Source organism: Labedaea rhizosphaerae (assembly GCF_004362825.1).
Taxonomy (GTDB): Bacteria; Actinomycetota; Actinomycetes; order Mycobacteriales; family Pseudonocardiaceae; genus Labedaea; species Labedaea rhizosphaerae.
On record NZ_SNXZ01000007.1, the window covers coordinates 255,652 to 279,466 of the forward strand.

Genomic DNA, 23,815 nt, shown 5'->3' on the forward strand with positions numbered 1-23,815 from the left:
CTGATCACCGGTGGCACCGGCGCGCTCGGCGCCCAGGTCGCGCGGCTGCTGGCCGACCGGGGTGCCGACCGGGTCGTCCTGTTGAGCCGTCGCGGGCCGGATGCGCCCGGCGCGGCCGAACTCGTCGCCGAGCTGCCCTGCGCCGAGGCCGTCGCCTGTGACGTCACCGATCGCGACGCGCTCGCCGCCGTGATCGCCGGGATCCCGGACCTGACCGTGGTCGTGCACACGGCGTCCGTGCTGGACGACGGCGTGCTCGACGCGATGACGCCTGAGCGCATGACGACCGTGTGGCGCGTCAAGGCCGAGTCGGCGCGGACGCTGCACGAGCTGACCGCCGACCGCGACCTGACCGCGTTCGTGCTGTTCTCCTCGGCGGCCGCCACGTTCGGCAACGCCGGGCAGGCCAACTACGCCGCCGCCAACGCCTACCTCGACGCCCTGGCCGAGCACCGCGCCGGCCAGGGCCTGCCCGCCACCTCGATCGCCTGGGGCGCCTGGGCCGACGCCGGGCTGGCCGCCGACTCCGACCGCGTCGCCGGGGGCGGCATCACCCCGATGCGCCCGGCGCTCGCTCTCACGGCCCTCGACACCGCGCTGACCGGCGCGGAGCCGGTGCTGACGATCGCCGACATCGACTGGGCCCGCTTCCACCCCGGCTTCACCGCGGCCCGCCCGACCGCGCTGTTCGACGAACTCGACGAGGTCGCCCAGCTGCCGGCCCCCGCCCGCGACGCGACCACGATGCGCGACCGCTTCGCCGGGCTGACCGCCGCCGAGCGGGACCGGGCGCTGCTCGACCTGGTCCGCGACGGCGCCGCGGCCGTGCTGCGGCACGCCTCCACCGACGCCATCGAACCCGGGAAACCGTTCCAGGACTTGGGTTTCGACTCGCTCACGGCCATCGAGTTCCGCAACCTCGTCGCCGCTGCCACCGGGCTCGCGCTGCCGTCGACCCTCGTCTTCGACTACCCGAATCCGCTCGCGCTCGCGGAACACCTGGCCGTCGAACTGGGCGGCGAGGCCGCGGCCGTCCCGACGGGCACACCGGCCATGGCGGCCGAGGACGACGACCCGGTGGTCGTGGTGGGCATGGGCTGCCGGTTCCCCGGCGGCGTGCACAGCCCCGAGGACCTGTGGGAGCTGCTGCTGGCCGGCCAGGACGCGATCTCGCCGATGCCCACCGATCGAGGCTGGAACGTCGAGGCGGGCTACGACCCCGACCCGGACAAGGAAGGCGCGTTCTACGTCCGGGAGAGCGGGTTCGTGCACGACGCCGCCGAGTTCGACCCGGCGTTCTTCGGGATCTCGCCGCGCGAGGCGCTGGCCATGGACCCGCAGCAGCGGCTGCTGCTGGAGACCACGTGGGAAGCGCTGGAGCGCGCGGGGATCGACCCGCTTTCCTTGCGTGGCAGCGCGACCGGCGTGTTCGCCGGCATCAACTACCAGGACTACGGCTCGCTGTCGGGCAAGCCGGACGGCCTCGAAGGCCACCTCATGACCGGCAACGCCGGGTGCGTGCTGTCCGGCCGGATCGCCTACACCCTCGGTCTGGAGGGGCCCGCCGTCACCATCGACACCGCGTGCTCGGCGTCCCTGGTCGCCCTGCACCTGGCCGCGCAGTCGTTGCGGCAGGGGGAGAGCACGCTGGCCATCGCCGGCGGCGCGACGATCATGTGCACGCCCGGCATGCTGATCAACTTCAGCCGGCAGCGCGGGCTGGCGCTGGACAGCCGGTGCAAGGCGTTCGACGTGTCCGCCGACGGCACCGGCTGGAGCGAGGGCGCCGGGATCGTCGTGCTGGAGCGGCTGTCCGACGCTCGTCGCCACGGCCACCCGGTGCTCGCCGTGCTGCGGGGCAGCGCGGTCAACTCCGACGGCGCGTCCAACGGCCTCACCGCACCGAGCGGTCCCGCCCAGCAGCGGGTGGTCCGGGCCGCGCTCGCCGCCGCCGGCCTCGCACCGTCCGAAGTGGACGCCGTCGAGGCCCACGGCACCGGCACCGCGCTCGGTGACCCGATCGAGGCCCAGGCGCTGCTCGCCACCTACGGCCAGGACCGCGCGGAGCCGTTGCGGCTCGGGTCGTTGAAGTCGAACATCGGGCACACCCAGGCCGCGGCCGGGGTCGCGAGCGTCATCAAAACGGTGCTCGCGCTGCAGCACGGCGTGTTGCCCAAAACCCTGCACGTCGCCGAGCCGACGCCGCACGTCGACTGGTCCGCCGGGTCGGTGCGGCTGCTCACCGAGACCGAGCCGTGGCCCGCGACCACGCACCCGCGGCGCGTGGGCGTGTCGGCGTTCGGGATCAGCGGCACCAACGCCCACGCCATCTTCGAGCAGGCACCCGATCTGGCCGTCGAGCCCGTCGAAGCCGGTACCGCACGCGACACCGTGACGTGGCCGCTCGCTGGAGACACCGAAGCGGCCCTGCGGGACCAGGCCACCCGTCTGGCCGCGCACCTCGACGCCCACCCCGAGCTCTCCCCGCTGGACGTCGGCTACGCCCTGGCCACCACCAGGTCCGCGCTGCGGTGCCGGTCGGTCGCCGTCGGTGGTGACGCCGACGAACTGCGCCGCGGACTCGCCGCGATCGCGGACGGCACGGCCCCGACCGGCTTCGCCCGCCAGGACGGCGAGCTGGCCGTGCTGTTCACCGGGCAGGGTGACCAGCACATCGGCATGGGCCGCGAGCTCTACGACACCTACCCGGTGTTCGCCGACGCGTTCGACGCCGTGTGTGCCCGGGTCGACCCCGAGCTGACGGTGCCGCTGCGCGACGTGGTGTTCGGCGCTCAGGACACGGTGTCGTTGCAGGACATGACCTACGCCCAGCCCGCGCTGCTGGCCATCGAGGTGGCGCTCTACAGGCTCGTCGAAAGCCTCGGCGTGCGCCCGGACGTGCTCATCGGCCACTCGGTCGGCGAGCTGACCGCCGCGCACATCGCGGGCGTGCTGTCCCTCGACGACGCCTGCACGCTGGTGGCGGCGCGCGGCCGGCTGATGGCCGGGCTGCCCGCCGGTGGCGAGATGATCGCGGTCGAGGCGTCCGAAGAGGAGGTCGAGGCGTTCGACGGGGTGTCCGCCGCCGCGATCAACGGGCCGTCTTCGGTGGTGATGTCCGGCCGGTCCGACGCCGTCGCGGTCGCCGCCGAGTCGCTGGCCCTGCGCGGGCGCCGGGTCAAGCGGCTGCCGATCTCGCACGCGTCGCATTCCGCCGCGGTCGATCCGATGCTGCCCGAGTTCCAGGCCGTCGCCGACCGGTTGTCGTACGCGCCACCGAAGATCCCGATCCTGTCGACGGTCACGGGGGAGCGGCTCACCGGCGAGCAGGCCTGCGACCCGGCGTACTGGGTGATGAACGTCCGCAAGCCGGTGCGGTTCCACGCCGCCGTGACCACCGTCCGCGCGACCCGTTTCCTCGAGTTGGGCCCGGACGGTGCGCTCACCGCGGTGGCCCAGCGATCGGTGCCCGACAACGACGAGCTGGTGTTCGTTGCCGCGCAACGCCGCGACAAGCCGCAGGACGCGTCATTGCTGTCGGCACTGGGCGTCCTGCACGCCCACGGCGTCGGTGTCGACTGGGCCGCCCTGTTCGCGGGTACCGGAGCTCGGACCGTTCCGCTGCCCACCTATGCCTTCCAGCGCAGCCGATACTGGCTCGGTGGCAGCTCCGCGCCTGCGCGGCCCGTGAGTGCCGATCCGGTGTCGCAGGCGTTCGAGCGGCAGGACATCGAGGCGCTCGCCGGCCTGCTCGACGTGGATCGCACGCACCTCGATGCCGTCGTGCCGGCGTTGTCCGCCTGGCAGTCCCGGCAGAGCGCCGAGTCCCTTGTGGACGGCTGGCGGTACCGGGTGCGCTGGCAGGCCGGCGAAGTGCCGGCTGGGTTGTTGCGCGGCACTTGGCTCGCCGTCACCACCGGCGACGCGTGGTCTGCGGCGGCCGTCGACGGTCTCGCCGCCGACGGCGCCACATTCGTGCCGTTCCCGCTCACGGTGCACGAGGATCGCGCCTCCCTCGCGACCCGGCTGCGCGCTCTCCCGCAGCGGTTCGACGGCGTCGTGTCGCTGGTGGCGCTGGACGAGTCACCTCATCCCGCCGCACCCGCCGTGCCGGTCGGCGTGGCCGCCACCCTGGCGCTGGCCCAGGCCCTCGGCGACGCCGCGGTCGACGCTCCACTGTGGAGTATCACGCGCTGCGGCACCGCGATGGGCGCGACGGTGCGCCCGAACCAGGCGCAGGTGTGGGGGCTCGGCCGGGTCGTCGGGCTCGAGGCTCCGCACCGCTGGGGCGGCCAGCTCGATCTACCCGAGGACCTGGACACCCCAACGCTGGCCCGGGCGCGCGCCATCCTCGCGGGCGGCGCGGCCGTCGACGAGGCCTTCGCCGTGCGGCCCGCCGGCGTGTTCGTGCGCCGGATCGTCCCGGCGCCCTCCGTCTCGGCCGCGCGGTGGGAACCACGCGGCACCGTGCTGATCACCGGTGGCACCGGCGCGCTCGGCGCCCACGTCGCGCGCTACGCGGCCGGCGCCGGGGCGCAACGCCTGGTGCTGACCAGCAGGCGTGGCCCGGACGCCCCGGGCGCGGCGGCGTTGGCCGAGGAGCTGACCGCGCTCGGCGCCGCCGTGACCATCACCGCTTGCGACGGCACCGACCGGGACGGGTTGGCCGCCGTGCTCGACGCGATCGCGGCCGACGGCCCGCCGCTCACCGCGGTCTGCCACACCGCGGGCGTCGGTCAGCTGTCCTCGCTCGACGCGGTCGACCTCGCCGGCTTCGCCGCGGTTGTCGACGCCAAGGTCACCGGGGCGCGCCTGCTCGACGAGTTGCTCGGCGACACCCCGCTCGACGCGTTCGTGCTGTTCTCCTCGGTGTCCGGGGTGTGGGGGAGCCCAGGCCAGCCCGCGTACGCCGCGGCCAACGCCTGGCTCGACGCCCTCGCCGAGAACCGCGCGGCCCGCGGCCTGGTCGCGACTTCGGTGGCGTGGGGCGGCTGGCAGGGCGATGGGATGGCCGCGGACGCCGACGAGGCGTTGCGCCGTCAGGGTTTGCGGCCGATGCCGGCCGATCGCGCGGTCACCGCGCTGACCCGGGCGATCGCCCGTCGCGACGCCGCCGTCGTCGTGTCCGACATGGACTGGCCCGTGTTCGTGCCGGCCTACTCGGCCGCCCGACACCGGCCGCTGTTCGACGAACTGCCGGACATCACCCCCGAAGAACCCGCGGTCGCCGCCGACGCCGGGCTGCGTGCCCGCGTGGCCGCCGCCGCGCCCGGTGAGGTCCCGGCCATCGTGCTGGAGGCGATCCGGGCGATGGCCGCGGCCGTGCTCGGTCACCCGGACCAGAGTGCGGTCGAGGCCGATCGGGCCTTCCGGGACCTCGGGTTCGACTCGCTCACCGCCGTGGAGATGCGCAACCGCTGCCAGAAGCTGACCGGCGTGCGGCTGGCCGCGACGGTGGTGTTCGACCACCCGACCCCGGCCTCGCTGGCCGCGGAGCTGGTGCGCCTGCTCAGCGACAACGACACGGGAACCGACCCCGGAACCGACCGCGGCTCTGGCACAGACTCCGAGGACACGGTGTTCGCCGAACTGGACCGATTGGAGTCGCTGATCGGCACGGCCGACGTCCCGGGCGACCGCGACCGCATCGCCCGGCGGCTGCGGTCGCTGCTGGCCAAGGTCGGCCACCAGGCCGCGGCCACCGACCTGATCGGCCGCACGCTCGGCGACGTCACCGACACCGAGCTGTTCGACCTCGTCGACCGCGACCTCGGGGTGGTGTGATGAGCGAGGCACAGTCCACTGAGGACAAGTTGCGCGGCTACCTCAAGCGGGTCGTGGTCGAACTCGACCAGACCCGGCAACGCCTGCAGCAGGCCGAGGACCGCACGCCGGAGCCGGTCGCGATCGTCGGCATGAGCTGCCGGCTGCCCGGCGGGGTCCGCTCGCCGGAGGACCTGTGGCAGCTGGTCGTTGACGGCGGCGAGGGCCTGTCCGAGTTCCCCGCCGACCGGGGCTGGGATGTCACAGGGGCGGGGTTCCGTGCGGTCGGCGGGTTCGTCGACGACGCAGGCGAGTTCGACGCGGCCCTGTTCGGGATCTCCCCGCGCGAGGCCCTGGCCATGGACCCGCAGCAGCGGCTCCTGCTGGAGGCGAGCTGGGAAGCGCTGGAGCGCGGTGGGATCGCGCCGGACTCGCTGCGCGGCAGCCGGACCGGCGTGTTCGTCGGCGCGTCGCACTCCGGCTACGGCATCGGCGTGCCGATGCCACCGGAGTCCGCCGCACACGCCATGACCGGCTCGGCCGACGCCGTGCTGTCCGGGCGCATCGCCTACGTCTTCGGTCTGGAAGGACCGGCGGTCACCGTCGACACCGCGTGCTCGTCGTCCCTGGTCGCGTTGCACCAGGCGGTCGCGGCGCTGCGGGCCGGTGAGTGCTCGGCGGCACTGGTCGGCGGGGTGGTCGTCATGACCTCACCGGCCGCGTTCGTCGAGTTCCACCGCCAGGGCGGGCTCGCGAGCGACGGCCGGTGCAAGTCGTTCGCCGCGGCGGCCGACGGCGCGGGCTGGGGCGAGGGCGTCGTCGTGCTGCTGGTGGAGAAGCTCGGTGACGCGCGCCGGCTCGGCCACGACGTGCTCGCCGTCGTGCGTGGCTCGGCGGTCAACTCCGACGGCGCGTCCAACGGCCTGACGGCGCCGAACCGCCAGTCCCAGCAACGCGTCCTGCGCGCCGCGCTGGCCGACGCCCGGCTCGAACCGTCCGATGTGGACGTCGTTGAGGCTCACGGCACGGGCACCACGCTCGGCGACCCGATCGAAGCCCAGGCGGTGCTCGCCGCCTACGGGCAGCGGCGCGAGCGGCCGTTGTGGCTGGGCTCGATGAAGTCCAACATCGGCCACACCCAGGCGGCCTCTGGGCTCGCCGGGGTGGTCAAGGTCGTGCTCGCGTTGCGGCACGAGGAACTGCCGCGGACCCTGCACGTCGACGAGCCCACGCCGCTGGTCGACTGGACGTCCGGCGCGGTCACGCTGCTCACCGAGAACCAGCCGTGGCCCTCGGGGCAGCGGCCACGCCGGGCCGGGGTGTCGTCGTTCGGCCTCAGCGGCACCAACGCCCACGCGATCATCGAGGAAGCACCCGCCGTCGAGCACAGGCAGCCGAACGACCGGCGCACGGACGCGGTTCCGTTCGTGCTGTCCGGGCGGTCGGCCGACGCGGTGCGCGCCCAGGCCGCGCGGCTGCGGTCCTTTGTGGTCACCGGACCGGACCTGCTCGACACGGCGCACTCGCTGGCCACCACCAGGGCCACCCTGCCCCACCGGGCCGTGGTGCTCGCCGCCGACCGCGCCGCGCTGATCGCCGGGCTGACCGACCTCGTCGACAGCCCAAGGGAACCTGGCCCACGCGGCGGGCTCGCGTTCCTGTTCACCGGCCAGGGCGCCCAGCGCGCGGGCATGGGCCGCGAACTGGCCGCCGCCTTCCCGGTGTTCGCCGCCGCGTTCGACGAGATCACCGCGCTGCTCCCGTTCGACGACGCCGCACTCGAGCAGACCGGCAACGCCCAGCCCGCCCTGTTCGCCTTCGAGGTCGCGCTGTTCCGGCTGCTGGAGTCGTGGGGTGTCACGCCCGATCACCTGGTCGGCCACTCGATCGGGGAACTCGCGGCAGCGCACGTGGCGGGCGTGCTGTCCCTTGAGGACGCCTGCACGCTCGTGACCGCGCGTGGCCGGCTGATGCAGGCGCTGCCGTCGGGTGGCGCGATGCTCGCGGCCGAGGTGAGCGAGGACGAGGTTCTCGCGGGCATCGACATCGCGGCGATCAACGGCCCGACCTCGCTGGTCGTCTCCGGCGCCGGCGCCGAGATCGAGGCGCTGGAGCAGCGGTGGCGCGCGGCCGGGCACCGGGTGAAGCGGCTCACCGTCTCGCACGCCTTCCACTCCAGGCTCATGGAACCGATGCTGGCCGAATTCGCGGCCGTGGCCGAGTCGGTGACCTACCACCAACCGCACCTCCCGATGTCGGGCGATGTCACCGATCCCGGGTACTGGGTCCGCCAGGTCCGCGAGACGGTCCGGTTCGCCGAGTCCGTCGACCGGGTCCGTGCGGCCGGGGTGACGACCTTCCTCGAACTCGGCCCGGACGCCGCGCTCTCGTCCTATGTCGACGAAGCCATCCCGTTGCTGCGCCGCGGTCGTCCGGAAGCCGACGCGGTGCTCGAGGCCGTGGGCACGGCCTGGACCCGCGGTGCGCGGGTGGATTGGGCCGCGGTCTTCGCGCCCTGGGGTGGGCGCCGGATCGACCTGCCCACCTATGCGTTCCAGCGCAGCCGGTACTGGTTGTCCCACGCCCCAGCCCCTGCCCACGTCCCGGCGCCGGTCCCAGCGCCGTCGCAAGCGGTGTCCGTAGCGGCCGATGCGTTGACCCAGGTCCGGGTCAGCGCGGCCGAGGTGCTCGGCCTGCCGGACACCGACCTGGTGGAGCCGGAGTTCACCTTCCTCGAACTCGGCTTCGACTCCGTGACCGCGCTGGAACTACGAGACCGCCTGCACAAGGCAACCGGCGTCCGGTTGCCCGCCAACCTGATCTTCGAATACCCAACACCGGCCGAGCTGGCCCGGCACCTGCGGGAACCGGCGGGCGAGCCTGAGGTCGTGCTCGGCATCTCACCCGAGGACCACAACCCTGTCGGCCTGCTGAACTCGCTCTACAAGGTGGCGACCAAGAACCGCAAGGTGACCGAGTTCGTCGAGTTCCTCGGCGACGCCGCGAAGTTCCGCCCAGTGGCCCACACCCTCGACGAGGTCGGCATCCCGGCCCCGGTGACCCGGCTCGCCCGTGGGCCGGCCGAGCCAGTGCTGATCTGCTGCAGCGGCATGACCGCGATCGGCGGCCCGCACGAGTTCGCCCGGATCGCCGCCGCGCTGCGCGGGGTCCGTGAGGTCGCCGCCGTCCCGCTGCTCGGCTACGGCCGCGGCGAACTGCTCCCCGCCACGATGGACGTGGCGTTGCGCTGGCAGGCCGAGGCCGTGCTAAGGCACGCGGCCGGCCGTCCGTTCGTCCTGTTCGGACACTCGGCGGGCGGGATCGTGGCCCACGCCCTGACCCGGTTGTTGGAGGCCGAGGGCCACGGCCCGGCCGCGCTCGTGCTCGGCGACCTGTACGTGCCGGGTCGCTCGACGATGACGGACTGGGACGTGGAGTTGTCGGAAGGCGCGTTCTCCCACGAGGACGAATACGTGCCGATGGACGATCTGCGGCTCACCGCGATGGCCTGGTACGGAAGCATCTTCTTCCACTGGGAGCAGGCGCCCACCGAGGCGCCGACGCTGCTCGTGCGAGCGGGCGAACCGCTGGGCCCGGTCCGCGACGACGAGGACTGGCGCAGCGCGTGGGAGCACGCGAAAGCGGTCGTGGACGTGCCCGGCAACCACTTCTCGATGGTCCTCGACCACGCCGGGAGCACGGCGAACGCCATCAACAGCTGGATCGAGCAGGCGCTGTGACGCGCGTGCCACGAACCGACGTGAAGGGAAAAGACGCACCATGAACGACGTTCTGGCCCGTGCCACCGGGGTGACCCGCCGCTACGGCGAGGTCACCGCGGTGGACGACGTGAGCCTCGACATCCCCGCCGGCCAGGTGCTCGGCGTACTCGGCCCGAACGGCGCGGGGAAGTCGACGCTGATCAACATGTTCGTCGGCCTGCGCAGGCCGACCGAGGGCACGGTGCGGCTCTTCGGCCACGACCCCCGTGATCTCAAGGCGCGCCGGCGCATCGGGGTGACCCCGCAGGAAACCGGCCTGCCGGAAACGGTGAAGGTCGGGGAGGTCTACGACTTCGTCGCGTCGCACTTCCCGAACCCGTTGCCCAAGGCCGAGGTGCTGGCCCAGTTCTCGCTCACCGACCTGGCGCAGCGCCAGACCGGTGGCCTGTCCGGCGGGCAGATGCGCAGGCTCGCCGTGGCGCTGGCCTTCGTCGGCCGGCCCGAGCTGGTCTTCCTCGACGAGCCGACCACCGGGCTGGACGTCGAGGGCAGGCACACGCTGTGGGCCGGGATCCGCGAGTTCAACGCCGCGGGCGGCACCGTCGTGCTCACCAGCCACTACCTGGAGGAGGTCGAGCAGCTGGCCGAGCGGGTCGTCGTGATCGACCACGGCCGGATCGTCGCCGACGACAGCACCGACTCGCTGCGCCGGGTCAGCGGCCTGCACCGCGTCACCGTCACCGTGCCGGAAGTACCGCCGCTGCCGGGGATCGTCACCGTCGAGCATGTCGGCGACCGGGTCAACCTGATCACCAAGGACGCCGACCAGCTGGTGCGCGACCTGGTCGCGTCCGGGGTGGCGTTCAGCGGCCTGGAGATCCACTCCGGCTCGCTCGAGGACGCGTTCCTCGCCCTGACCGCCAAGAAGACCGAGACGGTCGACACCACAGCCGGTACGGAGCACTGAGCCATGAAGTCCATCCTGGTGTACTCGAAGTTCGAGGTCCTGCAGGCGATCCGCATCCCCATGGTGTACGTCGCGCTGCTGTTCATGCCGACCGTCGGCATGATCCTGTTCGTGGTCCCCGCGGTCGGTGACGACCCGAAGACCGCGGCGCTGGCCACGGCGTCCATGTGCTTGTTCGCGGTGCTCACCATCTGCTCGGCGCAGTACGGCATGGCCATCGCGATCGGCCGGGTGCGGCCGTGGGGCGGGTACGTCCGCACGTTGCCGGGCGGCCCGGTGCCCCGCATCGTCAGCATGCTGGTGCTCAGCGCCGTGCTGACCGTGTTCGCGTGCATCCCGCTGGTCGCGGTGGGCGCCATCGCCACCAAGGCGACCGCGACGCCCGGCGGCATGCTGCTCGGCCTGTTCGCGCTGCTGCTGGCCGTCGTCCCGTTCGGGCTGTTCATGACCGCGGTCGGCTATTCGGTGAACCCGCTGGCCATCGGGCCGATCACGAGCATCGCACCGGTCGTGCTGGCGTTCTTCGGCGGCTTCTTCACCGCGCCGAACGAGGCGACCGGGTTCATGGCGCACGTCGCCCAGTTCCTGCCCACCCGCGGTCCGGCCGAACTGGTGTGGACCGCGCTCGGCGGGTTCACCCCGAGCCCGATCTCGATGGTCATGTTCGTGGTGTGGATCGGCGTGTTCGCCTTCTGGGCCTACCGCGCCTACCGCAACGACGAGGGCAAGCGGTTCGCATGAGCGAAGCTTGCGAGCGAATCATGGATGTCATGCGCCATAGGAATCGGGCGCAGTCTCGCGTCAGCGAGGCGATCGCATGAGCCACGTCCTCGTCGTCAACAACTGCGGCTTCGGCCACGTGATGCCGACCCTCGACCTGGTCACCGAGCTGGTCCGCCGCGGTCACCGGGTCACCTACGCCAGCACCGGTGGTCCGGCCCGGCTGGTCGCGGCGACGGGCGCCACGGTGGTCGAGTTCGACTCGGCGCTGGCCGGCGTCGACCTCGCCGCGGTGGACACCGTCGACCGCTCGCACCAGCTGCTTCCCTTGCAAGTACGGGAAAGCGAGGCGATCCTGCGTGCCGTCACCGCGCACTTCGACACGAAACCAGGCGGCGCCGAGCTCCCCGACCTCCCCGACGTTGTCGCCTACGACGCCACCGTCTACCACGCGGGCCGGATCCTGGCCCGGAAGTGGGCGGTCCCCGCGGTCGCGTTGTGCGCCACGCTGTCGTCGAACGAGCACTTCTCGCTGATCGACAAGATCGTCGAGACGACGGGCCGCAAGCTCCCGCGCGCGCACCCGGCGATGACCGAGTTCGCGACGCGGCTGCTGCGGTTGCTCGCCGAACACGGGCAGAGCGACGTGTCGCTCGAGGAGTTCATCGGGCACGCCGAGGGGCTGCACCTGGAGTTCTACCCGCGCTCGTTCCAGTACGCGGGCGACACCTTCGACGACCGGCACGTGTTCGTCGGCCCGCACCTCGGCGACCCGAACGCGCCGCCGACGTGGACGCCGCCCGACGACGACAAGCCGCTGCTGGTCGTCTCGCTCGGCACGTCGGCCAACCGCCGTCCCGAGTTCTTCCGCACGTGTGCGCAGGCGCTGGCCGAGCTGCCGTGGCGGATCCTGATGACCGTCCACGAGGGAGTGTCCGACGCCGACCTCGGGCCGCTGCCGCCGAACGTCGAGGTGCACCGCTGGCTGCCGCTGCGCGAGGTGCTCGCGCACGCGGACGTCTTCGTGTGCCACGGCGGGATGGGCAGCATCATGGGCGCGCTGGCCCACGCGACCCCGGTGGTCGTCGTGCCGGACTCGCCGGAGGGCATGGTCAACGCGGCCCGGGTGACCGAGCTGGGGCTCGGCCGCGCGCTCGCCGAGCAGACGCTCACCCCGCAACGGCTGCGCGGCGCCGTGCGTGAGGTCGCGACCGACCCGCACATCCGGGACCAGGTCGAAGCGATGCGCGCGGACATCCATGACGCGGGCGGCGGCGCACGCGGCGCGGATGCCATCGAGGGCTTCCTCAAGATCAGCCACGACAGACCGGGAAGTGGCCGATGAGCCACATCGCGGTGCTGGGCAACGCCGGGCTCGGGCATGCGATCCCGGTGCTGGAGACGGTCGGTGAGTTGATCGCCCGCGGGCACCGGGTGACCTACGCGGCGGCGGGGGCCGCCGTCGCCAAGGTCGCCGAGACGGGCGCCACCGTCGTCGAGTACCCCTCGGTGCTCGCCGGCGTCGACCTCACGGTCCTGGACACCGTCGAGGAGATGGACCGGCTGATGGTGCTCGGCCTGCAGGACGACCGCTCGCTCATCGCCGAGGTGGAGGCGAAGCTCGGCGACGACCGCCCGGACCTGGTCGTCTTCGACGCGACCCGGTTCACCGTCGGTCGCATCCTCGCCAGGAAGTGGGCGGTGCCGAGCGCGGCGTTCTGCACCGTGCTGCTGTCCAACGAGCACTTCTCGTTCTACGACCGCGTGCAGCAGAAGCAGGGCGCCTTGCCCAAGCGGCGCCCGTACGTGGCGAAGGCGCTCAAGGGTCTGGTGGAGCTGCTCGCCACGCACGGGCAGAGCAACCGGACGCTCGAGGAGTTCTACCGCCCCCAGGAAGGCCTGTTCGTGGCCTTCTACGCCCGGTCGTTCCAGTACGCCGGGGACACCTTCGACGACAAGTACGTCTTCGTCGGGCCCAATCTCGCCCACGAGACCGAGCCCGGGGACTGGACCCCACCCGCGGACGGCCGTCGCGTGCTGATGATCTCCCTGGGCACCAGCGTGCACCGCAGGCCCGAGTTCTTCCGGATGTGCCTCGACGCCTTCCGCGACAGCGACTGGCACCTGGTGATCCACGCCCATGACGGCCTGGACGTCGGCGAGCTGCCCGCCAACGCCGAGGTGCACCGCTGGCTGCCGCAGCTGGCCGTCCTGGCGCACACCGACGTGCTCCTGTGCCACGGCGGGATGGGCACCCTCATGGCGGCTTTCGCCAAGGACACCCCGGTCGTCGTGGTGCCGAACTCCGCCGAGCAGATGATCAACGCGGACCGGGTGGTCGAGCTCGGTCTCGGGCGGACCTTCGGGCGCGACGAGGTCACCGCCGAGTCCTTGCGCAGCGCCGTCGAGACGGTCCACGCGGACCCGGCGACGCGTGCGCGGGTCGCCGCGATGCGCGCGGACATCCTGCGGTCGGGCGGCGGCATGTGCGCCGCGGACGCGATCGAGGCCTACCTGAAGCGGTCGGCCGACCAGCGACCAGAGGTCGCCGAGCAAGGGACCTGAGATGAGTGATGTGACTACCGGGGGCCCTAGGACCGTCGTGCTCGGCGCGTCCGGGTTCATCGGCTCCGCCGTCAGCGCGGCGCTGACCGCCCGGCCGGGCCGGCTGCGGCTCGTGGCGCGCCGGCCGAGCCCGGTGCCCGACGACGCCGTCGCGGACGTCGAGGTGCTGGCCGCCGACCTGACCGCGCCCGGCGTGCTGGCCGACGCCGTCGCCGACGCGGACGCGGTGGTGCACCTCGTCGCGCACACCGAGGGCGGGTGGCGGGTCAGCGACGGCGACACCGCCGCGGAGCGCGTGAACCTCGGCCTGATCGAGGACCTGGTGGAGGTGTGCCGGGCCCGCGACGGCTCCGTCCCGCCCGTCGTGGTGTTCGCCAGCAGCGCGCTGATCGGCGACAGCGACGACGCCGGCGGGCCGCGCACGGCCTACTGCAGGCAGAAGCTGGCCGCCGAGCGGCTGCTGGCCGGGGCCACAGGGCAAGGTGTGCTGCGCGGGGTCTCGCTGCGCCTGTCGTCGGTGTACGGCCACGGGCCGCAGGCCGCGCCGCGAGTCGTGGAAGTGATGGTGCGCAAGGCGATCGCCGGGGAACAGCTCACGATGTGGCACGACGGCACGATCCGCCGCGATCTGCTGCACGTCGACGACGCGACCACCGCGGTGCTCAGCGCCCTCGCGCACGCCGACCGGCTGGCGGGCGGCCACTGGCCGATCGGCACCGGCCGCGGCGAGCCGCTGGGCAAGGTGTTCGAGGAGATCTCCGAGATCGTCGCGGACCACACCGGTGAACCCGCGGTGTCCGTGGTGACCGTCGACCCGCCGCCGAACTCCTACGCCACCGACCTGGTCGACCTGGAGACCGACGCGTCCCGGTTCCAGGCGGTCACCGGCTGGCGGCCGCAGGTGTCGTTGCGGGCGGGCCTGCGCCGGACCGTCGAGGCCCTCGCGGGGAGCGCGAGCCGATGAGCCACGTCGCCCTGTTCAACAACTCCGGGTATGGGCACGTGATCCCGACCCTCTCGGTCGTGCACGAACTGGTTCGCCGGGGCCACCGGGTCACCTACGTGACGGGCGACAAGCAGGTCGACCGGGTGGCCGCCGCCGCTCCCGGCGCGCGCGTGCTCGGCTACGACTCACAGCTGGTGCAAGTCGACCTGTCGGAGATGGTGACCGCCGCGGCCACGTCCCGGATGCCCGGCATCTACCTGCAGGAAAGCGTCGACATCATGCGGGTGGCCGAGCCGGTGCTCGAGGCCGACCGGCCGGACCTGATCGCGTTCGACATGACCGTCTACGCCGCGGGCCGGATCCTCGCGCGCAAGTGGGACGTCCCGGCCGCGGCCTGCTACCCGGCGTTCGCCTCCAACGAGCACTTCTCGTTCCTCGACGAGATGGTGGCGCGGATGCCGGACAAGGGGAGCATCGGTCACCCGGCGCTGCGGGCGTTCTTCGCCCGGCTCACCCGGGTGCTGGCCGAACACGGGCAGGCCGACCGGAGCATCGAGCAGGTCATGGGCCAGGTCGAGGACCTGAACCTGGTCTACTACCCCAAGTCCTTCCAGCCCGCGGGGTCCACTTTCGACGATCGGTTCACGTTCATGGGGCCGTGCCTGGACTACGTGGAGCGCACCGACGAGCCGTGGACGCCGCCCGGCGACGGCAAGCCGGTGGTGTTCATCTCGCTGGGCACCAGCGTGCACCGGCAGCCGGAGTTCTTCCGGATGTGCGTCGAGACGTTCGCGGACATGCCGTGGCACACGGTGCTGGCCGTGCACACGGCGATCGACCCGGCCGAGCTGGCCCCGTTGCCGCCCAACATCGAGGCCCACCGGTGGATCCCGCACCTGGCCGTGCTGGCGCACGCCGACGTGTTCGTCTCCCACGCCGGGCTCGGCAGCGTGATGGGCGCGCTGCACAAGGGCGTTCCGCTCGTGCTCGTACCGTCCTCGCCGGAACACAAGGTGGTCGCGCAGCGGGTCGCCGAGCTGGGGCTGGGACGGGTGGTGCGCGAGCAGGTGCTCTCGCCCGCCCGGCTGCGCGCGGCCGTGGCCGAGGTCGCCGCGGACGGGTTGACCCGCAACCGGGTGCGGCGGATGCGGCAGGACATCGTGGACGCCGGGGGAGCGGCGTCGGCCGTGGACGCGATCGAGCGGCGGATCGCCGCCCGATCGCTCGTCGGTTGAGTCACCGGGTCAGGCGCAGCGGCAGCTTCGCGAGCATGTTCAGGTTGAAGTGTTCCTGGTACGGCGGGTTGTCGTCGACCAGTTCGATCTTGCGGTAGCGGTCCAGCAGCATGCGGAACAACGTCCCCGCCTCCACCATGGCGAGCATCTTGCCCATGCAGTGGTGCGGGCCCGCGCTGAACGCCAGTGACTTCACGCCGGTGCGCCCCAGGTCCAGCTGGTCCGGGTCGGGGTAGCGCTCGGGATCGCGGCCCACCGCGTCGAAGGCCACGAACACGGCCTCGCCGGCCGGGATCGTCTTCTCGCCGAGGGTCAGGTCCTCGGTGAGGATGCGACACGCGAACCGGGCCGACGGGTCGAAGCGGGACAGCTCCTCGATCGCGGTGCCCATGAGGGACGGTTCCTCGCGCAGCCGGCGCATCGCGGCCGGCTGGCGCAGCAGGGCCAGCATGCCGTTGCCGATCAGGTTGGCGGTGGTCTCGTGGCCGGCGTTGTACAGCAGGCCGACGTTCGCCGCGGTCTCGTCCTCGGTGAAGTCCTCGGCGGCGTGCGTCATCATCGAGATCATCGTCTCGACCGGCTCGGCGTGGCGCGCCTCGTTCATCCGCTCGACGATGTAGGCCCGGATCCTCGGTTCGGCCTTGTTCATCGCGATCAGCCGTTGCGGCGAAATCGTCCGGTCGATGACGTGCCCGACCGGTTCGCTCCAGGTGCGGAACACCTCCCGGTCGGCTTCGGGGATCCCGATGAGTTCGCTGACCACGGTGATGGGCACCGGGAACGCCAGCGTGCTCATCAGGTCGACCTCGCGGGAATCGTCGATGCCGCTCATCAACGTTTCCACGATGTCGGGCACGCGGGCGCGCATTTTGTCGATCATGCGTGGGGTGAACAGTTTGCCGATGACCCGGCGCAGCCTTTTGTGGGCCTCGTGGTCCTGCATCAGCATCCATTTGCCGGAAGCCTTGATGACCGGGCTGGTCGGCCCGCCCCGTGCCTTGGCCCAGTTCTCGTTGGCCGGGAAGTTGCTGGACGAGCCGGAGTGCTTCAGCAAGGTCTCGGCGTCGTCGTAGCGGAACAACATCCAGTACCCGTGGGGCGTCTTGTGCACCGGGTCCGTCTCGCGGAAGCGCCGGTAGTACTCGAACCGGTCGGCCCGCAGCTCGGGATCGTTGAAATCGAAGTACTTGGTCATGACGCCACCCATCAGGGGAGAACCGAGATACAACCAATAATCGACCGGCGGGCCGCGCCGGTCAACCGTCGAACGGTGTTAACGTGATATTTGCTCGACAATTTTTATAACCCCTATCCGAACCCCTGCCGACTATTATGAGATGAAGTTCTCAATCTCACTCTGTGTGTTACGGCACCCGTCATTTTCTGACATTCTTCGGGTGCGTCAGTACGACGAATCACAACACGGAGGAAAGTATGAAGCGAATCTCCCGTGCGGTCCTCGTCGGTGTCGGGGTCGCCGCCGCGGGTGTGTTGGCCGTCGCCGGTCCGGCGTCGGCGGCAACCGCACCGGTCACCGCCACCCAAGCGGCCGCGGACTTCTGCACCGCGAGCACGTCGGGCAGCACCGTCAACGGCAGCTGCACGCTGAGCACGCCGCTCGGCAACTTCGGCTCGACCTTCAGCGGTACCGTCCAGGCCGACGGCAACGCCTCGGGTGACATCACGCTGAACGCCGGCATCTTCGGCAACCAGCACGGCACGTGGACCGGTGGTCCGTTCCTGCCGGGGCAGACGGCCACCGTGAACTACACGGTGTCCACCCCGGTCGGTCCGGTGAGCGGTTCCTTCCAGGTGCCGATCTCCGGCTGAGCCGACGGCGAGACGTCTGCGGACAGTGCCCGGCCGCCCCTGGTGGCCGGGTACTGTGCGTACCCGCCATCGGGATCGCGCCGCCGGCGCAGGGCGTGCCCGCCATGGGGATGGCGTTGCCGGGACAGGGGAGCAGGCCCGACCGCGCGTGCGGCGGAACTCTCTTCGTCCGAAGTGGAGCATCGCTCAGCGGGGCGGGTGGAACCCGCCACCGCTCTTGCGACCGAGCCGACCGGCCGCCACCAGCTGTTCCAGCCGAGGCGCGGCAAGGAAATCCGGTTCCGGGAACGTGCGGTGCAACCGGCGCAGGATGGCCAGCGACACGTCGAGCCCGATCACGTCGAGCAGGGCGAACGGGCCGAGCGGGTAGCCGAAGCCGGCGCGCACCGCGTCGTCGAGTTCGGTCACGTCGGCGCCGTCGTCCAGCAGGGCGATGGCCCGGTTGAGGTAGGCGAACAGCAGGTAGTTGACGATGAAGCCGGTCCGGTCCGCGCACTCGATCCCGGTCTTGCCGAGCCGCCCGCACAGCTCCCGCGCGGTGGCCCGCACGTCGGCCGCGGTGGCCGGCGTGCTGCCGATCTCCACCAGCCGCATCGCCGGCGCCGGGTTGAAGAAGTGCATGCCGATGACATCGCTGGGGCGTCCGCTCGCCGCGGCCAGTTCGGTCACCGCGAGGCTCGAGGTGGCGGTGGCCAGCACCGCGCCGGGTTTGCAGATCCGGCCCAGCCGGGCGAACACGGCCCGCTTCACCGGAACGTCCTCGACCACCGCCTCGATGACGAGGTCGACCTCCCGCAGCGCGGCCCGGTCGCCGCTGGAACCCAGCAGGGCCAGCGCTTCATCCTGGTCTCGCTGGGTCAACCGTCCTCTCGCGACGCACCGGGACAGCGACTCGGCGACCCGGGCCGTCGCGGCTTGCGCGCGTCCGGCCTCGCGGCCGACGACGACCGTCGGGATGCCCGCGGTGACCATGATCTCGGCGATGCCGCACGCCATCGTCCCGGTGCCCAGCACGCCGATCCGGTCCACCGGACGCGGTGAGCCGTTCCTGTTCGCCCGTCCGGAGTCGCCGAGCCAGTTGGACAGTCCACTCTGGACGAACTCGGTCAGCAGCGCGGCCGGCCGGTAGGCGGGGTCGTTCGTTTCCGCGTGGAGCTTGGCGAGCGTGTCACGCGCGGCCGCGGGTCCGAGCTCGGCCAGCATGGCGAACGGTCCGGCGGGCAGCCCGCAGCCCAGGCGCATGGCGGTGTCGATGTCGGCGGCGCTCGCGTACCCGGCCTCCAGCAGCGACACCGCGCGGTTGAGGTAGGCGTACACCAACGCGGTCGCCGCGACGTCGGCCTTGCCACGCACGCGGATCGGCCGCACCGGTCGCGGGGCGTCCGCGGGCTTGCGGAACCGGTTGATCGCGGGCAGGTGGCGCTCGCGTAGCTCGGGGTCGGTGACGCCGAGCCCTTCCTGGTCGGCCAGGCACAGCACACCGACCTTGCCGCTGTGTGCGTTGCGGTGCACGGCACCGGCGGCGTCACCGGCACCCGCCAACGGGAACACGGCCGAGAGGGTCGGGTGGACCACGCCCTGGCTGATCAGCTTGTTGGCCGCCCAGGCCTCGCGGTAGTTGGCGAAGTGGCTGCCCACGATGCGTTTGAGGTGCATCCACAGGTAGCGGTTGTCGTACTGGTGCTGGTAGCCGGTGGTGGACGCGCAGGTGACCACGGTGCCACCGCGGCGGGCCACGTACACGCTGGCGCCGAAGGTGTCCCGGCCCGGGTGCTCGAGCACGATGTCCGGGTCGTCGCCGCCGGTCAGCTCGCGGATGTGCGCGCCGAAGCGCCGCCACTCGGACGGGTCCTGGGTCTGGTCGTCCTTCCAGAACCGGTAGCCCGCCGCGGAGCGGTCGATGACCAGTTCGGCGCCCATCGAGCGGGCGATGGCGGCCTTCTCCGGGCTGGAGACGACGCAGACCGGCCTCGCCCCGCCGTTGAGGGCGAGCTGCGTCGCATAGGACCCGACCCCGCCGCCCGCGCCCCAGATCAGCACGACGTCGCCCTGGGTCATCCGGGCGCCGTTGGGGGAGACCAGCTGGCGGTAGGCGGTGGAGTTGACCAGCCCCGAGCAGGCCGCCTCCTCCCACGTCAGGTGCGCGGGCTTGGGCATCAGCTGGTTGGCCTTGACCAGCGCCAGCTCGGCGAGCCCGCCGAAGTTCGTCTCGTAGCCCCAGATGCGCTGCCCGGGGTCGAGCATCGTGTCGTCGTGCCCCTCGGGCCCTTCCAGTTCGACGGACAGGCAGTGGGCGACGACCCGGTCGCCCGGCTGCCACCGCGTGACCCCGGGCCCGGTCCGCAGGACAACACCGGACAGATCGGACCCCAGGACGTGGTAGGGGCGGTCGTGCCGCGCGCCCGCGGCTCCGGTGCGCCCGTAGCGTTCCAGGAACGCGAACGTGGGCACGGGTTCGAAGATCGAGCTCCACACGGTGTTGTAGTTGATGGCGCTGGCCATCACCGCGACGAGCGCCTCACCGGGTTCGAGTTCAGGAGTCGGCACGTCGCGCACTTGCATGGACTTGGCCGGGTCCTTGGCCGTGGAGTCCATGCCCTCGAACATGCCGGCCTCGGCCTTGAGGACGACGCACGCACGGTAGTGGTCGGGCACCGGCAGGGCGGCGAAGTCCCGCGCGGTGGCCGAACCCGACCCGATGGCGCTGACGATCTGGTCCACCAGACACCTCCCGCCGCACGAATGGCCTCACGCGCACGCTAAGCAGGTCCGCGGACGGGCAGCACCCCTAGCGCCCCTGCCGGAAGCCCCTACCGCCCGGTGGACAGGTCTGTCCAGGTTTGTCCAGGCGGGCGGTTCGCGCCCCGGCACGGCGGTAGCTTCGGTGAAGCGCTTTGCCGGCAGAACGGGGTGCCGCGTGGTGGGTCGGGGATCGAGGTCGGCGGTGGGCCGCCGGCGCAGGGTGGTCGTGGCGGGTGGCGCCGGCTTCCTCGGTGGACACCTGTGTGCCAGGCTCCTGGCGGACGGCTACGCCGTGGTCTGCGTGGACAACTTCAGCACCGGCCGCGTGGACAACGTCGCGGAACTGGTCGACACGCCTGGGTTCGAACTGCTGGAGCACGACATCGTGGCCGGGGTTCCGGTGACCGGGTTCCTCGACGCGGTGGTGAACCTGGCGTGCCCGGCAAGTCCCCAGGACTACCTGCGGATGCCCATCGAGACCTTGCGTGCCGCGTCCGCGGGCACCCTCGCCCTGCTGGAACTGGCGAAGGCGACCGGCGCGCGGTTCGTGCAGGCGTCCACCAGCGAGGTGTACGGCGATCCGCTCGTGCACCCGCAACGGGAGGACTACTGGGGCAACGTCAACCCGATCGGGCCCCGTGCGGTGTACGACGAGGGCAAGCGGTTCGGTGAGGCGGCCTGCGCGGCGTTCCGGCGCGAACACGGCGCGGACTGCGGCATCGTGCGCATCTTCAACACCTATGGGCCGGGCATGCGCACCGACGACGGGAGGTTGATCCCGAACCTGGTCACCCAGGCGCTCGCGGGTGGCCCGCTCACCATCCACGGGACGGGGGAGCAAACCCGCTCGCTCTGCTACGTGACGGACACGGTGGACGGTCTGGTGCGCATGATCGAGGGTGACCACCCGGGGCCGGTCAACATCGGCAACGCGACCGAGCTGACCGTGCTGCAGATCGCGAGGGTGGTGCAGGACCTGATCGGCGTGCGCGCGCCGCTGGTGCGGCTGCCCGCCATGGCGGACGACCCACGCACGCGCAAGCCCGACATCCGGCTGGCCGAGCGCGTGCTCGGGTGGCGTCCCCGCACGGACCTGCGTGAGGGGCTGCGCCGCACCATCCGGCACTTCGCGGATCGGCGTGATCCGGCCGTCGCCGATCGGGGCACACGGACGCGCTGAGCTGAGTGGTCTGAGGCTGGGCGGTCCGCGGAGGCTGGGCAGTCCACTGTGGCCGGTCGGGCACCTCAGCTGGGGGTAGGCCGCGACTCCGGCGAAACCGGTTCGGCGAAGGGGCGCAGGAGCCCGGGCACCGCGTCGAGGGCCAGCGCGACGCCGTCGGCTTCGCCGATGTCCGGCACGCTGTAGGCGCCTCTGCCCGCGGCGGTGGTGGCGGTGACGGTCATCAACCCGGTGCGGCGCTGGAACCACGTCCGCCTGATCCGCCAGCCGATGATGCCGTCCCGTTGCAGCGCCACGGTTTTCGTGTCCAGCGAACCCGTGCGGCTGACGAGGTACCGCTCGGTCAGCGCGTGCCCGAGCCGCCGGTAGCGGTCCACCCCGAGCCACGCGGCCGCCGGCAACGCGACCAGCCACGCCAGCGGCAGGACGAGCGGCCAGTCCCAGGCCGCCACCGTGAGCAGCAGCGCGGCCTCGACGAGCACCGCCGCGCCGACGGCCCGCACCAGCCTGCGGGCCAGCGCCCGCCTCGGGTGCCTGGTCAGCTCCGCCGAGGTGGGTGGCTCGGGCAGGCGGAGCACCTCGGCGACCACCCGGTGCGCCTCGGCGCGTGGGGCGGGCGGGAGCAGCAGCGAACCGCCTTGTTCCTTGCCGAGCCCGGTGGTCACCGCCGACACCTTCGCGCCGTGCCCGGCACGAAGGAGCATCGGCTCGCCGACCTGCACGCCACGCAGCCGCTTCTCTTCGATGGAAACGGACCTGGTGGTCAGCAGCCCGCGGGTCACCCGCACCGTCCCGTCGGCCTGCCGGGTCAACCGGTAGCCCGCGTACTGCAGGACGTACTTCAGCAGCGAACCCAGCACCGCGAGCACCAGCACCACCGCGATGGCCACCGCGACCACGAGCACCAGGGAACTTTCCCGCGCCCAGCGCACGACTTCCTTGACCGCGGCCATCCGGCTGATGCGCACGTCGACCTCGTTCGCCGCGTTCACCAACACCCCGATCACCGCGCCGATGCTCAGCAGCCCGGACAGGCTCAGCGGCGCGAACCGCAGCCACGACCGGTGCAGCGTGGCGATCGCGGTGCTCCGCGCCTCGGCCGGCGCGGTCTCGACCGCCGCCTCGCGGTGCCCGACGCCGCGCTGCAACAGCACCACGCGCAGCCGCTCCGCTTCGGGCACGGGAACGGCGTCGAGCAGCAGCCCGTCGGCCTTGCCCTTCGCGTGCTGACCGGTGCCGATCCGGATGGCGGACAACCCGAACAACCGGTGGCCGAACTTCGCGGTCAGGTCCGCGGTGCGGATCCGATCCCGCGGCACGGCCTTGCGCTTGCGCGACAGCAGTCCACTGTGGAGCTCGACCTGGCTCTCGCTGATCCGGTACCGGGTGGTGAGCCAGCTGAACAGCCCACGCAACACGAGCAGGACGATCACCGCCAGCGACAGCAGCACCCGCCAGGCGTCGCCGGTCCCGAACACCAGCAACGCCACCAGGACCGGGACGAACCCGACGATCTCGTGCAGCGGGCGCACCACCAGCATCCGCGCGTCGAGCCGGCCCCACTCGGGTGCGGGCTCGACGTGGTCGGGGGCCTTGGGCAGCCCCGACAGGCCCGTCGGCCCGCTCACGTGGCGTCCCCGCGAGTGGCCTGCGTGGTCTCGGTGAGCTCGTCGACCAGTCGCACGGCGTCGTCGTGGTCCAGGCCCGCGATCTCCAGCGGCCCGGCCGCCGACGCGGTGGTGACGGTGACCGTGGCGAGCCCGAGCAGCTGTTGCAGCGGTCCACGGTTGGTGTCGACGGTCTGGATGCGTGACGCGGGCGCGACCCGCCACTCCTGGCTGAGCCAGCCGGTCAGCGTGTACACGGCCAGCTCGGTGAACTCCCAGGAGTGCACCCGGTAGCGCCACTGCGGCATGACGGCCACGTACAGCACCGCGAGCCCCGCGGTGATCGGCAGGGTCCAGCGCATCAAGTCCAGGTCGGCGAACAGCAGCAGCGCGACCTGGACGATGATCAACCCGGCGCACTGCAGGACAGCGCGCAGCGTCCACCACAGCAACGCCTTGCGGCTGACGCGGTGCCGCGGCGTGCGCAGCCGGAGTTCGGTGGCGGTCATCCCGCCAGTGTGCCGAAATCGGGCCGCGG

The 23,815-nt window shown here is 72.1% G+C and carries 14 protein-coding genes and 1 pseudogene (1 of these 15 cut by a window edge); 10 read left to right on the top strand and 5 right to left on the bottom strand.

Annotated features, from left to right (window positions below; genetic code table 11):
- The 8 genes from EV186_RS31950 to EV186_RS31985 all read left to right on the top strand — a co-directional run.
- Nucleotides 1-5,784, top strand: partial view of a type I polyketide synthase gene (locus EV186_RS31950; RefSeq protein WP_133853229.1) — the end only. It extends 7,908 nt beyond the left edge of the window; only the last 5,784 of its 13,692 coding nucleotides appear in the window; its start codon lies off the left edge, out of view; its stop codon occupies nt 5,782-5,784.
- The gene (locus EV186_RS31955; protein ID WP_133853230.1) at nt 5,784-9,503 is read left to right on the top strand and encodes a type I polyketide synthase; all 3,720 of its coding nucleotides are present in this window, start codon (nt 5,784-5,786) and stop codon (nt 9,501-9,503) included. The genes EV186_RS31950 and EV186_RS31955 overlap by 1 nt, the downstream gene beginning before the upstream one ends.
- A gap of 40 nt (nt 9,504-9,543) precedes the next feature.
- Nucleotides 9,544-10,452 (top strand): ABC transporter ATP-binding protein, encoded by a 909-nt coding sequence (locus EV186_RS31960; protein WP_133853231.1) that lies wholly within the window; start codon nt 9,544-9,546, stop codon nt 10,450-10,452.
- Nucleotides 10,453-10,455: 3 nt separating this feature from the next.
- Nucleotides 10,456-11,193, top strand: a complete 738-nt coding sequence (locus EV186_RS31965) for an ABC transporter permease (protein WP_133853232.1) — start codon at nt 10,456-10,458, stop codon at nt 11,191-11,193.
- Between the two features lie 76 nt (nt 11,194-11,269).
- Nucleotides 11,270-12,517, top strand: coding sequence for a macrolide family glycosyltransferase (locus EV186_RS31970; protein WP_133853233.1), 1,248 nt, complete (start codon nt 11,270-11,272; stop codon nt 12,515-12,517).
- A complete protein-coding gene (locus EV186_RS31975; RefSeq protein WP_133853234.1) occupies nt 12,514-13,737 on the top strand; it encodes a macrolide family glycosyltransferase in 1,224 nt (407 codons plus the stop codon). Before EV186_RS31970 ends, EV186_RS31975 begins: the two co-directional genes overlap by 4 nt.
- Nucleotide 13,738: 1 nt before the next feature.
- Nucleotides 13,739-14,701 (top strand): NAD-dependent epimerase/dehydratase family protein, encoded by a 963-nt coding sequence (locus EV186_RS31980; protein ID WP_133853235.1) that lies wholly within the window; start codon nt 13,739-13,741, stop codon nt 14,699-14,701.
- Complete coding sequence (locus EV186_RS31985) at nt 14,698-15,918, top strand: macrolide family glycosyltransferase (protein WP_133853236.1); 1,221 nt, start codon at nt 14,698-14,700, stop codon at nt 15,916-15,918. Before EV186_RS31980 ends, EV186_RS31985 begins: the two co-directional genes overlap by 4 nt.
- Before the next feature lies 1 nt (nt 15,919).
- Here EV186_RS31985 and EV186_RS31990 read toward each other — a convergent pair whose 3' ends face one another.
- Complete coding sequence (locus tag EV186_RS31990; RefSeq protein ID WP_166659423.1) at nt 15,920-17,113, bottom strand: cytochrome P450; 1,194 nt, start codon at nt 17,111-17,113, stop codon at nt 15,920-15,922.
- A gap of 239 nt (nt 17,114-17,352) precedes the next feature.
- On the opposite strand from EV186_RS31990, the gene EV186_RS31995 reads away from it, so the two are divergent.
- A complete protein-coding gene (locus EV186_RS31995) occupies nt 17,353-17,748 on the top strand; it encodes a hypothetical protein (protein ID WP_133853238.1) in 396 nt (131 codons plus the stop codon).
- 186 nt (nt 17,749-17,934) lie between these two features.
- Here EV186_RS31995 and EV186_RS40285 read toward each other — a convergent pair whose 3' ends face one another.
- Together EV186_RS40285 and ccrA are read right to left on the bottom strand one after the other, a co-directional pair.
- Nucleotides 17,935-19,116, bottom strand: a complete 1,182-nt coding sequence (locus EV186_RS40285) for a 3-hydroxyacyl-CoA dehydrogenase family protein (RefSeq protein ID WP_243754412.1) — start codon at nt 19,114-19,116, stop codon at nt 17,935-17,937.
- A gap of 24 nt (nt 19,117-19,140) precedes the next feature.
- A pseudogene (gene ccrA, locus EV186_RS40290) lies at nt 19,141-20,469 on the bottom strand (crotonyl-CoA carboxylase/reductase); the annotation flags it as partial.
- A gap of 247 nt (nt 20,470-20,716) precedes the next feature.
- On the opposite strand from ccrA, the gene EV186_RS32005 reads away from it, so the two are divergent.
- Entirely contained in the window at nt 20,717-21,670 is a 954-nt protein-coding gene (locus tag EV186_RS32005; protein ID WP_243754399.1) for an NAD-dependent epimerase/dehydratase family protein, read from the top strand.
- 65 nt (nt 21,671-21,735) lie between these two features.
- On the opposite strand, the gene EV186_RS32010 is transcribed toward EV186_RS32005, so the two are convergent.
- The gene (locus tag EV186_RS32010) at nt 21,736-23,298 is read right to left on the bottom strand and encodes a PH domain-containing protein (RefSeq protein ID WP_243754400.1); all 1,563 of its coding nucleotides are present in this window, start codon (nt 23,296-23,298) and stop codon (nt 21,736-21,738) included.
- On the bottom strand, nt 23,295-23,786 hold the full coding sequence (locus EV186_RS32015) for a PH domain-containing protein (RefSeq protein WP_133853240.1): 492 nt from the start codon (nt 23,784-23,786) through the stop codon (nt 23,295-23,297). Before EV186_RS32015 ends, EV186_RS32010 begins: the two co-directional genes overlap by 4 nt.
- Nucleotides 23,787-23,815 lie beyond the last annotated feature (29 nt).